The sequence below is a fragment of the Bacillus sp. FSL K6-1366 genome, from assembly GCF_037976695.1.
In the GTDB taxonomy this organism is placed as follows: Bacteria; Bacillota; Bacilli; order Bacillales; family Bacillaceae; genus Bacillus; species Bacillus subtilis.
The window spans coordinates 2152868-2165280 of sequence record NZ_CP150268.1; the positions used below are offsets into that span (position 1 = coordinate 2152868).

A 12413-nucleotide genomic window follows, 5' to 3' on the forward strand; every position below is an offset into this window, starting at 1 on the left:
AGCTACCCAGTATTTTACACACCTTTTCTCCTTAGCTCAAAGAAAATGCTTCTTATTCACATCAATTTTTAAGGGTTTGCATGATTACACCTGCAGCAAGACGTGTTAAACTATATAAAGATTACACTACTTAAAAAAAGGATAGGAGCTATCATGGAAAAGATACTTATTTTCGGACACCAAAACCCAGACACAGATACGATTTGTTCTGCGATTGCTTATGCTGATTTGAAAAACAAACTCGGCTTCAATGCTGAGCCTGTCCGTCTCGGACAAGTCAACGGCGAAACACAATACGCGCTTGACTATTTCAAACAAGAAAGCCCGCGCTTTGTTGAAACAGCTGCAAACGAAGTAAACGCCGTTATCCTGGTTGACCATAACGAACGCCAGCAAAGCATCAAAGACATTGAAGAGGTTCAGGTTTTAGAGGTTATCGACCATCACCGCATCGCTAACTTTGAAACAGCTGAGCCGCTTTACTATCGTGCTGAGCCTGTAGGCTGTACGGCTACCATCTTAAACAAAATGTACAAAGAGAATAACGTGAAAATCGAGAAAGAAATTGCCGGCCTTATGCTGTCTGCGATCATTTCTGATTCCCTGTTATTTAAATCTCCAACTTGCACGGACCAAGACGTAGCAGCAGCAAAAGAGCTTGCGGAGATCGCTGGCGTAAATGCTGAAGAATACGGCTTGAACATGCTGAAAGCAGGCGCTGATCTAAGCAAAAAAACAGTGGAAGAGCTCATTTCTCTTGATGCGAAAGAATTTACGCTCGGCAGCAAGAAAGTCGAAATCGCACAAGTAAACACAGTGGACATTGAAGATGTAAAAAAACGCCAAGCTGAATTAGAAGCTGTGATCTCAAAAGTTGTGGCTGAGAAGAATCTTGATCTGTTCCTTCTCGTTATCACTGATATCTTAGAAAATGATTCACTTGCTCTTGCAATCGGTAACGAAGCAGCGAAAGTGGAAAAAGCGTTCAACGTTACATTAGAAAACAACACAGCCCTCTTAAAAGGCGTTGTTTCCCGTAAAAAACAAGTCGTTCCTGTCTTAACAGACGCAATGGCTGAATAAGCAAAAAGCATCCCGCATCGGGATGCTTTTTCTTATTCACCCAGCTTCTCAATTTGTCCCATCACATCAGTAATTTGCTTTGCGTTTTGGACCAGGTCTGACTGCTCCAATTCTTTAAGCGATACCTTGCCTTCCTCGGCTTGTTTCAACACCTCTTCAGCGCTTTTCTGCAAGGTTTCGTTATGCTCCTGAATGGTTTGATGAATCTCCGCTGCGGCATCAGGCGGCGTTAATTCATTAAAATCAGCGGCATCCTTCTGAATCGACTCAAGCTGCGCTTCAAGTTTTTCTTTCGCCTCGGTGTCATTTACAGCTTTCTCAGCCAATTCAGGCGCTTCCTCTGCAAATGTCTTCACCTTCTCCACATACCCCGCTGCTTCACTCGTATAGTTCAATCCGTCGTTCACCTGATCAAGCATGCCACATCCGCCTGCACTCAAAAGTCCCACTCCGGCAAGTATTGTCAAAATGATCTTCATCTTCAGCCCCCTCATCGTTTCTTTTTCATTTTTTCTTTTAAGATCGGAATCAATTTCTCTTTCGCTAACGGCAGCCCTTTCCTCACCAATTCACGCTTCAGCCACTTTTTCAGCTTAGACATTCTGATGCTCCTCTCCCTTTTTGATAAAAATGAAAAAACTCCACCAATTTGGTGAAGTTCCTGAAACAAAAAGACCTTCACCAAATCAGATTTGGCAAAGGTCTCGCTAACAATGAGATTGCCAGCAAAGCCGAGGACAACTTGTCCCGTAATGACGACTTTACTGTGAAAGCTACTCCCCTTTGGAGTGTTCATTTTTATTACTTTCATTCTAAAGCACCGATCTGTTCCAGTCAAATTCCTGCCGTTTATATAAAAGCGCGCTGTGGTATTTAAAATTTGAATGGTTTTTCTATCAGGAGATCATGCTATGACAGAGGAGGTTTTCATCATGAGTCAAGAGCGCGTGAAACGGCCTGGGCATACCAGATGGTACATATCTTCGTTACTTAGCGGCATTATTATTCTTAATTATTTTGACCGAGTGGCCATCTCGGTAGCGGCCCCTGCGATACAAGATTCGTTTCACCTTACTGCAACTGAACTCGGCATCGTGTTTTCCATTTACACCTATTCCTATACACTGATGCAGCTGCCTGTCGGAAGTTTGCTGGACCGTTTTGGGGTCGCATGGGTCACGAGGGTTGGAATGACAATATGGAGCTTTTTAACGATCCTTCTTGCTTTTTTGCAAGGAAAATTGCTGTTGTATCTGTTCCGGTTTCTCATTGGGCTGACGAGCGCCTCTGCGTTCCCTGCTGCCTCTAAAGCAACCGCTCTCTGGTTTCCTCCAAGTGAGCGGGGATTGGCAAACTCACTGTTCGATTCGGCCGCCAAGTTTTCAAATGTAATCGGCGCGCCATTGGTCGCTTTTCTTGTCACAACATTTGACTGGCGTGTCGCTTTTTTGACGATTGGATGCATCAATGTGCTGTTTACGATCTTTTTCTGGCAGTATTATGAACAGCCTGAACGGCACAAACGCATTTCTAAAAGTGAACTAAACTATATTCAAAAACACAATGCCATTACAACAGAGCAAATCCCTTACAAAACGGGCCCGCTTTTAAAAAAGCTTTTCACCAATCGGAAAGTATGGGGCTTAATGATCGGATTTACAGGGTACGGGTATACATTCAACCTGCTGCTCACCTGGCTTCCGACTTTCTTTAAACATACATACGGTATGGATCTCATGTCGTCCGGTTTATTTACGGCAGTGCCGTGGCTGATCTCAACCATTTCCGGAATTGCCGTCGGCGGCTGGCTCGTCGATTATTTTATTAAGAAAGGCTATCCTAACACCAAGGTGTACCGAACCGTAATCATAGTCGGAATGAGCTTTGGCTTTTTCTTCTTAGGCTCCATTCTGACGAACAATATTACCGTAGCCATTATTTGCATTTCCATCGGACTCGCCGGAATTTCAGCAACCGCTCCGGTCGGCTGGTCCATCTCCGCAGAACTCGCGCCGATCGGTTCCGTATCCATGCTGAGCTCCATGGTGAATCTCGCAAACAACCTGTTCGGAGGCATTATTGCTGCGTCACTGACAGGGTATTTGTTTGATGTGACAGGCTCCTTTACCCTCAGCTTTCTGGTAGCTGGTTTTGTGCTGTTGCTGGGATTGGTTTTTTATGTGTTTGTACTAGGGGATGTAAAACGAATTAAACTGGAATGAAGAGTGCTTGCTGAAAAGCACTCTTTTCTTTGAATCCGCCAGGTGTTATTTTCTTTCTCCCAACATTCACTAGGCTGTTCTCGGACGAAAACACCACCATTTTATCCTTGACTCCAACCAAAGGTAAGGCCTCATAGTGAAAGAAGAAAGGAGGAGTCAGATGGTGAAATTAACAGTAAAAGAACTATCCAATATTGCGAATGTCACAATCAAAACGCTTTATCATTACCACAAAATCGGCTTGCTGGCCCCAAAGGAAATAAGCGAAGCCGGATATCGGTACTATGGTGCTGAAGAACTAAAAAGACTGCAGGAAATCCTTTTTTACAAAGAATTAGATATTCCTTTGTCAGAAATTAAAACATTACTAAATGAGGATGCTAAAAGAACAAGTACATTAGAAAAACAAAAAAAGCTGTTTGAAAAGAAAATTGAAAAGTATCAGCGTCTCATTCAAACAGTCAACACATCTTTAGAATACACGAGAAAAGGTGAAAACATGGATCATAAGGTAATGTTTAAAGGATTTGAAAGCGCTGAAGAATGGAAACAATCTTTAGCAGAACAAAATGGGTATTTAAAAGAGCGTTACGATTTTGAATTGGATACACATACAATCAATGTCGATGAAATGAACAAAATGGCAATAGAGGCTAAACATTTTCTTGATAGGATGGCTGATTTTTTAAGAAATGGTGTAACGTATCATGACCCTTCCGTGCAAGAGCATGTCATGAATCATCTTAAGTTCCTAAATCAGAACGGGCATCCGACAAGTAAAGAAGACTACGTAAAACAAACACGTTTTTTTATGCAAGATGATTTCCATAGAGGAATGTTAGAAGAGCAGCAAACCGGTTTATCTTATTATTTGGTTGTCGTTGCAGAACACCTGTAGTGTTTTGTCACCCTTTATAGGGTGACAGCCATCAGGATTACGAGACAGCACCGCCAACAATCGAAACATTCTGCCGGTCAACGGCAAAACGCCGTCCGTTCCATTTCAATACGGTTTGAACATATCCCAATGAGTCGGCGTTATACCTTCCCGCTATCCGCTGGTACGCCAATAATTCGTATACGCCGTCTCTGTCAAAATCAACCGGATACAAGCCCGATAAAGGATTCACCCATCCTTCTATCGGCATTTTTAACACACCTTGGCTGTTATAAATCTCATTCAAATATTCCCTGCCCTTGTAAGTAAGGTCGAGGATATACGTTTCGTTTTGCTGATGACTGATGACGCTCGCTTTATATTGATTTTGATACCTCACACTGTACTTTAATTCATCATTCAATACATCTGAATTGAAAATTCGCCGGAACTGCCTGTTTAGATAGGCAAACACATATGCATAAATAGCACCGCCACTTCCCCCTGTATCCATAACCACTGCCACATCCTCAATCTTGTCGCCTGTCATATCCCCCAGAAAAAGTGACGGATTGTATCCCATATTGTTTTGAAGCTGAATCTGCTGCTCCTGATGGGTTCTGCCATCACGGATCACCAATGTGATATCTCTCCATAACGGGCTGCCGGGCATTTGATTTCCAGTTAGAAAGACCTCGTCAATAACGCCGTCTCCCGTTACATCGCCGCGGGTAGATGCAATGATAGCACGTGAGGAGACGGGCTGCCGAAATACGTATGGATGTTGAACAAATCCTCTGCTTTCATAAAACCAATAAGGAGCCATTCTGATGTCATACACATTCAATTGTGTCACCTTCCCTAATCAGCTGAATGAATCATTATATGCAGGAATGGCACATCAAAGACATATCTTACACACCAATTAAATCCGTACCATAAGAGTTATCGATTACACAAAGCCACTCGCCTTGCGCATTCTTCTTAAATACATAGGTCGCCCTTCTTTCCATCGCATACTCGGAGTCCTTTTTATCCGAATCAAGCAGTGTCTGAGAAAGAACGAGTACCGTGTCACCTGCTTCCAACAGGATCATTTTCCCTTGTGTCGGGACAATATGATGATTGAAATAGTTCGCAATCGTGATAAACGCTTTTTTGACTTCTTCCTTGCCTCGCGCGATCATGCCCGGCTTCACAACTAAAACGGCATCTTCCGAATAATAATTCATCAGTGTATCAAAATCTTCATTTTGGATTGCCAAATCACACGCAGAGATGATGTCTTTCAATTGCTGTTCCAAATGAATTCCCCCAATCATCATGATTGGATATATTATACATCGCTAGACCACCGAAACCTTGAAAACAAAATGAAAAGTATCCTTTTTTCCTATATAATCAAATAGATATATTTAACAAAGTACCCAAGTGAAGGGGTGAACATTATTGTCTGCGGAAGTAACGTTACATGATAATATACATCATGATTTAAGTGCGGATTGCCAGCACTGTTTTGGCCTGTGCTGTGTCGCCTTGCCTTATGCGAAGTCGGCAGATTTTGCTTTTGATAAAGACGGGGGCACGCCTTGCCGCAACTTACAATCAAACTATCAATGTTCTATACATAAAGATCTCAGAGAAAAAGGATTTCGAGGCTGCTCTGCATATGAATGCTTTGGCGCCGGCCAAAAAGTATCCCAAATCACTTATGAGGGAAAGGATTGGCGAAGCAGCCCCGAAACGGCCAACCAGATGTTTGACGTTTTTCCTATCATGCAGCAGCTGCACGAAATGCTCTGGTATTTACATGAAGCTCTTTCTATAGATATAGCCAAGCCGATTCATCCTGAACTGAGAACCACTTTCGAAAAAATAGAAAGGCTCACCAGACTCAGCAAAGAACGCTTGCTGACACTGCAGGTGGACGAGCATCGAGCTGAGGTCAATGAATGGCTGTTAAAAACAAGTGAGCTGGTGCGTGCCCAAGCCCGCCATCCAAAACTCCCGAAAAAGGTCAGCCGGGGAAGTGTCCTGATCGGCGCGAAACTGAAAGGGCTTGATCTGCGAGGAGCAAATCTAAGAGGGGCGCTGCTCATAGCCGCAGATCTGAGAAATGCCGATTTGAGAATGACAGACTTTATCGGTGCAGATATGAGAGACGCTGATCTCAGCGGCGCCGACCTGACCGGGAGCATCTTTCTGACACAGGCACAGGTGAACGCCGCCAACGGCGATTCGAACACAAAGCTGCCGCCGTCTTTACGAATCCCTGCCCATTGGAAATAAAAAAGGACCCGCTTATGGTCCTTTTTTGCTGTCATCAATTGAATCCTTTTTCGTTGCTTTTATCCGGCACTTTCGCACTTCTTGCCAAGTATCCCGACAGCCATAACGCAATCAGCAGCATGAAGGTGATCATACCGACAACGCCCAGCCAATGAAAACCAGACCAGAATAGCCCTCCGATTGTTCCGAAAACACTTGAACCGGCATAATAAAAGAACAAATACAGCGATGAAGCCTGTGCTTTGTTGTGAAGAGCTCTCCGTCCCACCCAGCTGCTGGCAACTGAATGCCCTCCGAAAAAACCGAAAGTAAAGAGGGCAATCCCCAGAATTTTCACTGCCAGCATACTATTTATCGTGAATAAAGCACCTGCAATGACGATGAAAATATTCATCACCAATATTTTCGGATAGCCATACCGATCAACCATTCTTCCAATGAAAGACGAGCTGAAAATGCCTACAATCATCACAATAAAGATCCAGCTGGAAAATGCTTTATTAAGCGAATACGGCGGGCCCAACAGCACATACACAATGTAATTAAACAAGGCAACATTGCTTCCGAGCAGCAAAAAACCAATGAGAAACAAGCTGAATAGTTTTCGGTCCTTCAAGTGGTCGATCAGAGACATTCCCAATTTCCCGAGCTTCAATTTTCTTGGCGTAAAATGCCTGGATGGCGGCAAATTTATAAAAAATATAACACTAGCAATCAAACTAATGACACCAATTGTCCCCATCGCCATATGCCAATTCAAGTACTCGCTCAGGAGCCCGGAAACGATCCTTCCGAAAACGGCGCCGATTGCATTTCCGCTGATATATAGCCCCATCGCTGATCCAAGACTTCCGGGTTCAATTTCTTCCCCAAGATAAGCCATCGCAATCGACGGAAGGCCTGCGAGCGCAACGCCTTGAATGGTTCTCAATACGAGCAGTGTATGAAAGCTCGGACTAAAGGCCGATGCCAGACAGAGAACCGATGCGGCCAGCATGGAAATACCCATAATAGGCTTGCGTCCCCACACCTCGGATAATGAACCAAAGACAAGCATGCTCACAGCTAACAGCATTGTGGTAACAGATAAAGAAAGACTCGCCGCAGTAGGCGTTACATGAAATTCCCGCGTGAATTCCTCCATGAGCGGCTGTACGCAATATAGAATCGCAAATGTATTGAAACCCGCAGCGAAGAAAGCAAACGTAATTTTTCGAAAAACCGGTGTGCCTTTTCGAATGTATGTCATCGGGACTTTATCGGTCCCTCATCATGTTGTGGAGCACTGCCATTCATAAACAATCATCCTTTATTTCTTACGAATTCAAACATCCTCGAGTCTGTTTATATTATTATCTTAGCACCGTTGATATATGTTGTATAATGCATATAAAATATCCTTTTCATGCTTATATGTAATAAGGAGAGATGATAATTGGAATGGGAACAACTTGAATATTTTCAAACACTGGCCCGGATGCAGCACGTCACGAAAGCCGCAAAAAGCCTCTCCATCACACAGCCTGCACTTTCACGCTCTATCGCCAGGCTGGAAAATCATTTGGGCGTCCCGCTATTTGACAGGCAAGGACGATCCATCAGCTTAAATCAATACGGACACATTTTTTTACGACGGGTTCAGGCGATGATGAAGGAGTATACCGAAGGAAAAGAAGAAATCCAAGCCTTATTAAAGCCAGACCAAGGCGTAGTCTCTCTCGGTTTTTTACATACATTAGGCACCACGCTCGTGCCCGATCTCATCGGCTCCTTTCAGCAGGAATACCCCAACATTTCCTTCCAGCTGAAGCAAAACCACTCTTATTGGCTGCTTGAACGATTAAAATCCGGAGATCTGGACCTCTGTCTCCTCGCTTCGATTAAGCCTGAAAATCCGATCCAATGGATCAAGCTGTGGAGTGAAGAACTCTTTGTATTTGTGCCAAATGATCACCCATTAGCCAGTCGCGAAAGCATTACCCTGAATGAGATTGCCGGGGAGCGTTTTATTTTATTGAAAAAGGGCTATGCGCTTCGGATGACGGTCGATGAGCTGTTTGAGAAGGCCAATATACAGCCGAACATTATGTTTGAAGGAGAAGAAGCAACTACTGCCGCAGGTTTGTGGCAGCCGGTCTGGGCATATCTATTCTCCCAGACCTGAAAGGCTTAGACCAAAGCAAAATCACCAAAATCCGCGTCAGCTGGCCGGAATGTCAGCGTGTCATAGGAATTGCCTGGATAAAAGGCAGGTTTTTATCACCGGTTGCTGAGACCTTTAAACAATATGTGATCAGCCATTTTTCTGAGTAGGAAGGATTCAAGCATGAATGTCAAAAAAATCACGTCAGAACAGGATTTACATACAGCGTTTGAAATCAGAAAGGCAGTATTTGTAGAGGAACAAGGCTGTCCCATTTCGGATGAATTCGATGAGTTCGATACACTCCACGGTGACTGCCAGCACATCCTGGCTTATCATCAGAATGTACCTGTTGGCACTGCACGTGTCCGTATCGTTGGCCACACGGGGAAACTGGAACGAATCTGCATTCTGAAGTCTTACCGCAAATTCGGTTTGGGAAAAGTGATCGTCGATGCATTAGAACGTATTGTAAAAGAACAAGGCATTTCTGCCTTCAAACTGCACGGCCAGACACAGGCGGCAGGCTTTTATGAAAAGCTCGGCTATCGGACTGCATCAGAAGAATTTATGCTGGACGGCATTCCGCATGTGCTGATGACAAAACAAGACGATTCTGCGCTATAGATTGTTCACAAATTTGTCACTTATGAGCATGAACGGTTCATTGGTATACTAATCACCGATTATGGAGAGAAGGAATGATTGTATGCCAGCAAATAAAAAAGAAGGCCTTATATTTGGCGTGATGATGTGCTTTGGAATGGTTTGCGTCATGTCGATTTACAATGCCATCATCAACCGAGCCATCTACGATTTTTCACTGATGACCGTTTTTGAAATGGTCATCGGTTTTATGATCGCCCTCCTGTTAGATTTACTGTTAGTGGGCCCCCTCGCCAAGAAGATTGCATTCCGCATGCCGTTCGACAAGACTAAAAAAATTTATGTCATCCTTGCCATGTCAACTTGTATGGTGATTGGCATGGTACTTTGTATGTCTGTGTTCGGTTTAGTGACAGCGGTTCTAGCAAATGGGCTGAACGGGGACAGCCTCTTCAGTGCTTATCTTATGATTGTGTTGAAAAATTTCATCCTGGCCTATCCGTTGCAATTACTGATTATGGGCCCATTAGTCAGAGGAGTTTTCATGAAATTTGTAAAACCAAAGCTCACAGCCGCAATTTAAATAGAAAAGGAGTGAGCCTGACACTCACTCCTTTTGCTCATGAATCGAATGTAAAACAAGCTCCGCAAAAGCCTCTGCGGCAGGCAGCTGCCATTTTTTCTTTTTGGGTGTGAGTAAATCGGATCGAGGGCTTCACCATGCTGGAGATTTTTCAGCTTATGTTTTTCACTTCCATTAATCCCTATACCTTACCACATAGTTTTTATACAATTCTTCGTTATAAAGGATTTCTTCGCCATGTGAAGAGCAAATGAGCGTTGGTTTGATTTGATCTATGATTGAGCCGCTGTCGATGTTCTCATTTATATCAACACTGAATCTTCTTATAGGTGGGTGTAAATCCTCCTTACTTGTGATAAAAAGGTCGCCCGTCAATAGCGTACGATCGATTTTATGATAATACACAACATGCCCCGGCGAATGGCCAGGTGTTAAATAGTATTTCAGAGGCAGATGAGCAAGCGTTTGCTCCGTCAGCGGCTGTACAATATGGGCTACCCCTGTGTTCTCCACTTCATTTTTGTTCGGATATGGCTCTTCCCCATTGATGTACTTTAGTTCTTTCTGGTGCGCAAAAATCGGAATATCAAATCTCTCTAACCATTTTGATGCACCCCCGATATGATCACTGTGGCCATGGGTAAGCAAAATGGCTTTTGGATTGCCGATCGCTAACGCTGCCCTAATTTGAGCATCAGCAAAACGTTCTATTCCCGTATCAACAATATAAAGATCATCACCATCTTTGATAAACCAGGTATGAACCGGAATACGAAGAGGCACATCAAGCTCAAATTCACATTGAAAGACATGTTCTGATAGTTGTCTCAAATTCACGCAAACCATCTCCTGTGGAAATTTTTTGATAGTTTTAAAGAAAACAGAAGTGAACGGACTATTTTCACCCACGCTCGAGCTGACTGGATTCTTGAGAGGAAACGCCGATTTTCGCCAGCATCAGCTCAACTTGTTAACGTTGTCCATTAATAATCCCTTTTGTTCCCCTTCTTCACATATTCCCAATCACGTTCTATATTCTTCCTCACTCTATGAAGGAGTGCAGAAATGGTTTCCTTTTCCTCTGAAGTAAAACCGGACAAGGCCACTTCCGTGGAATGTTCTCCTTCTCTTCTTAACAATGGATATACCTTTTTCCCTTTCTCAGTCGGGAACAGTTTTTTTATTTTTTTATTTTGCTCATCCGGCAGTTTTTGAATAAATCCCTGCATTTCCAGCTTCTTAATGGCCCGCGCGGCCGTTGTCCGGTCCACCTTTATCATTTCCGCCAATTTTTCTTGAATAATTCCCGGATTTTCGTATATACGCACGAGATAGAGATACTGCCCTCTTGTTAAGTCTAAATCTTTAAATTCGATGTTGCTTATGGAATCCAACGCTCTTGCTATCATGCCGATCTCACGCAAAATATCATTCATTCCTAAAACCCCTCACATATTTTTGTTGCAATTACAACAAAAATGTTTTAACCTTACTATTATAAGACCACATGCGTGCTGTACAGTCCAGACTAATATCAGAAAAGGATTGATTCATAATGAATATAAAAAGAATAACAACTGAAGCTGATTTACATGAAGCTTTGAATATTAGAAAGACGGTTTTCATTGAGGAGCAACATGTATCGGAATCCGAAGAGTTCGATGAATTTGATACGCTCCAGGAACAATGCCAGCATGTCTTGGTATATCATGAGAATCAGCCTGTCGGCACGGGCCGTGTGCGCATCGTTGACCATACAGCAAAGCTGGAAAGAATCTGCATCATAAAACCTTACCGTAAGTACGGATTGGGGAAAGTCATCGTAAGCGGGTTAGAAGAAATCATAAAAGAAAAAGGGCTGACTGCATGTAAGCTGCATGGTCAAACACAAGCAGCAGGCTTTTATCAAAAACTGGGCTACCAGATTTCTTCACAGGCATTTATGGAAGACGGCATCCCTCATGTCTTGATGACAAAAGACATATCGCGGATTTAACATGAAATATATTTTTTACGGATTAGGCATACTCATATTAAGTTTGGGCATTTCCTTAACCATACAATCAGGACTGGGCACATCACCCTTCGATGCCCTTTTGGTGGGTCTGTCAAAAGAAATCGGTCTTACCGTAGGAAGCTGGGAGGTCCTTATTTCTGTGATACTCTTAATCTGCAACGCTATATTAACGAGAAAAAAACCTATTTTGCTGGGCTTGATTACAGCATTCATTACTGGAATAGGCATTGATCTTTGGTTGTTTGTTGTAAAAAACACCCTCTATCTAAACGCGTTGTTAAGCAAACTGATTTGTTTCGGAATTGGTTTGGTGCTCATCGGTCTTGGAACAGCCATCTATCTTCAGACGAAATTCGCATCAACACCCATCGATCATTTAACACTTATTATCCGAGATCTCTCCAAAAGAACAATCTTGTTTTCAAGAACATTGGTATACGCTCTTTTCTTAGTATTAGCCATCATCTTTAAAGGCCCTATCGGCATCGGAACCCTATTAACCGTCTGTTTGGGAGGAATGATCCTTCACGTTTTTATGCCTATTGTGGAAAAACAATTCTTATCAAAAAAAAGAAGGGGTTAAAAAACCTCTT

At 43.1% G+C, this 12413-nt stretch carries 15 protein-coding genes and 2 pseudogenes; 9 read left to right on the forward strand and 8 right to left on the reverse strand.

Going from position 1 to position 12413, the window contains the following annotated elements; genetic code table 11:
- Positions 1–153: 153 nt before the first annotated feature.
- Positions 154–1083: a manganese-dependent inorganic pyrophosphatase gene (locus tag MHI44_RS11265; RefSeq protein WP_061890970.1), complete on the forward strand. Its 930-nt coding sequence runs from the start codon at positions 154–156 to the stop codon at positions 1081–1083.
- Between the two features lie 32 nt (positions 1084–1115).
- Here the strand turns inward: MHI44_RS11265 and MHI44_RS11270 are convergent, their stop codons facing one another.
- On the reverse strand, positions 1116–1562 hold the full coding sequence (locus MHI44_RS11270) for a DUF6376 family protein (protein WP_015715059.1): 447 nt from the start codon (positions 1560–1562) through the stop codon (positions 1116–1118).
- A gap of 11 nt (positions 1563–1573) precedes the next feature.
- Positions 1574–1894, reverse strand: a complete 321-nt coding sequence (locus MHI44_RS11275; protein WP_015715060.1) for a hypothetical protein — start codon at positions 1892–1894, stop codon at positions 1574–1576.
- Between the two features lie 100 nt (positions 1895–1994).
- On the opposite strand from MHI44_RS11275, the gene MHI44_RS11280 reads away from it, so the two are divergent.
- Together MHI44_RS11280 and MHI44_RS11285 are read left to right on the forward strand one after the other, a co-directional pair.
- Positions 1995–3305 carry an MFS transporter gene (locus MHI44_RS11280; protein ID WP_014478548.1) on the forward strand — a complete coding sequence of 437 codons (1311 nt, stop codon included), beginning with the start codon at positions 1995–1997 and terminating at the stop codon, positions 3303–3305.
- 160 nt (positions 3306–3465) lie between these two features.
- The gene (locus MHI44_RS11285) at positions 3466–4203 is read left to right on the forward strand and encodes a MerR family transcriptional regulator (RefSeq protein ID WP_153255558.1); all 738 of its coding nucleotides are present in this window, start codon (positions 3466–3468) and stop codon (positions 4201–4203) included.
- A 37-nt stretch (positions 4204–4240) separates the two neighbouring features.
- Here the strand turns inward: MHI44_RS11285 and MHI44_RS11290 are convergent, their stop codons facing one another.
- Both MHI44_RS11290 and MHI44_RS11295 read right to left on the reverse strand, forming a co-directional pair.
- The gene (locus tag MHI44_RS11290; RefSeq protein ID WP_038429953.1) at positions 4241–5029 is read right to left on the reverse strand and encodes a hypothetical protein; all 789 of its coding nucleotides are present in this window, start codon (positions 5027–5029) and stop codon (positions 4241–4243) included.
- Between the two features lie 67 nt (positions 5030–5096).
- Positions 5097–5486: a nuclear transport factor 2 family protein gene (locus tag MHI44_RS11295; RefSeq protein WP_131228302.1), complete on the reverse strand. Its 390-nt coding sequence runs from the start codon at positions 5484–5486 to the stop codon at positions 5097–5099.
- A gap of 145 nt (positions 5487–5631) precedes the next feature.
- On the opposite strand from MHI44_RS11295, the gene MHI44_RS11300 reads away from it, so the two are divergent.
- Positions 5632–6471, forward strand: coding sequence for a pentapeptide repeat-containing protein (locus MHI44_RS11300; RefSeq protein WP_339201954.1), 840 nt, complete (start codon positions 5632–5634; stop codon positions 6469–6471).
- Between the two features lie 34 nt (positions 6472–6505).
- Here the strand turns inward: MHI44_RS11300 and MHI44_RS11305 are convergent, their stop codons facing one another.
- The gene (locus tag MHI44_RS11305) at positions 6506–7720 is read right to left on the reverse strand and encodes an MFS transporter (RefSeq protein WP_087614839.1); all 1215 of its coding nucleotides are present in this window, start codon (positions 7718–7720) and stop codon (positions 6506–6508) included.
- 186 nt (positions 7721–7906) lie between these two features.
- On the opposite strand from MHI44_RS11305, the pseudogene MHI44_RS11310 reads away from it, so the two are divergent.
- The 3 genes and pseudogenes from MHI44_RS11310 (at position 7907) to MHI44_RS11320 (ending at position 9803) form a co-directional block, all read left to right on the forward strand.
- Positions 7907–8784 (forward strand): annotated as a pseudogene (locus MHI44_RS11310) (LysR family transcriptional regulator).
- Positions 8785–8797: 13 nt separating this feature from the next.
- Entirely contained in the window at positions 8798–9241 is a 444-nt protein-coding gene (locus MHI44_RS11315; RefSeq protein ID WP_003226881.1) for a GNAT family N-acetyltransferase, read from the forward strand.
- 82 nt (positions 9242–9323) lie between these two features.
- On the forward strand, positions 9324–9803 hold the full coding sequence (locus tag MHI44_RS11320; protein ID WP_003243923.1) for a hypothetical protein: 480 nt from the start codon (positions 9324–9326) through the stop codon (positions 9801–9803).
- 24 nt (positions 9804–9827) lie between these two features.
- Here the strand turns inward: MHI44_RS11320 and MHI44_RS11325 are convergent.
- From MHI44_RS11325 to MHI44_RS11335, 3 genes and pseudogenes are all read right to left on the reverse strand, one after another.
- A pseudogene (locus MHI44_RS11325) lies at positions 9828–9961 on the reverse strand (LysR family transcriptional regulator); the annotation flags it as partial.
- 16 nt (positions 9962–9977) lie between these two features.
- Positions 9978–10640 (reverse strand): MBL fold metallo-hydrolase, encoded by a 663-nt coding sequence (locus tag MHI44_RS11330; RefSeq protein ID WP_339201958.1) that lies wholly within the window; start codon positions 10638–10640, stop codon positions 9978–9980.
- Between the two features lie 146 nt (positions 10641–10786).
- Positions 10787–11239 (reverse strand): MarR family transcriptional regulator, encoded by a 453-nt coding sequence (locus MHI44_RS11335; protein ID WP_003226875.1) that lies wholly within the window; start codon positions 11237–11239, stop codon positions 10787–10789.
- 119 nt (positions 11240–11358) lie between these two features.
- Between MHI44_RS11335 and MHI44_RS11340 the strand changes: the two genes are divergently transcribed.
- Positions 11359–11799: a GNAT family N-acetyltransferase gene (locus tag MHI44_RS11340; protein ID WP_264099407.1), complete on the forward strand. Its 441-nt coding sequence runs from the start codon at positions 11359–11361 to the stop codon at positions 11797–11799.
- Position 11800: 1 nt separating this feature from the next.
- Positions 11801–12403: a YitT family protein gene (locus tag MHI44_RS11345; RefSeq protein WP_167408612.1), complete on the forward strand. Its 603-nt coding sequence runs from the start codon at positions 11801–11803 to the stop codon at positions 12401–12403.
- Positions 12404–12413: the final 10 nt, after the last annotated feature.

Bases quoted from the DNA above. Each gene is read 5' to 3' on its own strand.
- MHI44_RS11265 (WP_061890970.1), top strand. From the start codon at position 154: ATGGAAAAGATACTTATTTTCGGACACCAAAACCCAGACACAGATACG.
- MHI44_RS11270 (WP_015715059.1), bottom strand. From the start codon at position 1,562: ATGAAGATCATTTTGACAATACTTGCCGGAGTGGGACTTTTGAGTGCA.
- MHI44_RS11275 (WP_015715060.1), bottom strand. From the start codon at position 1,894: ATGAAAGTAATAAAAATGAACACTCCAAAGGGGAGTAGCTTTCACAGT.
- MHI44_RS11280 (WP_014478548.1), top strand. From the start codon at position 1,995: ATGACAGAGGAGGTTTTCATCATGAGTCAAGAGCGCGTGAAACGGCCT.
- MHI44_RS11285 (WP_153255558.1), top strand. From the start codon at position 3,466: ATGGTGAAATTAACAGTAAAAGAACTATCCAATATTGCGAATGTCACA.
- MHI44_RS11305 (WP_087614839.1), bottom strand. From the start codon at position 7,720: ATGACATACATTCGAAAAGGCACACCGGTTTTTCGAAAAATTACGTTT.
- MHI44_RS11315 (WP_003226881.1), top strand. From the start codon at position 8,798: ATGAATGTCAAAAAAATCACGTCAGAACAGGATTTACATACAGCGTTT.
- MHI44_RS11320 (WP_003243923.1), top strand. From the start codon at position 9,324: ATGCCAGCAAATAAAAAAGAAGGCCTTATATTTGGCGTGATGATGTGC.
- MHI44_RS11335 (WP_003226875.1), bottom strand. From the start codon at position 11,239: ATGAATGATATTTTGCGTGAGATCGGCATGATAGCAAGAGCGTTGGAT.
- MHI44_RS11340 (WP_264099407.1), top strand. From the start codon at position 11,359: ATGAATATAAAAAGAATAACAACTGAAGCTGATTTACATGAAGCTTTG.
- MHI44_RS11345 (WP_167408612.1), top strand. From the start codon at position 11,801: ATGAAATATATTTTTTACGGATTAGGCATACTCATATTAAGTTTGGGC.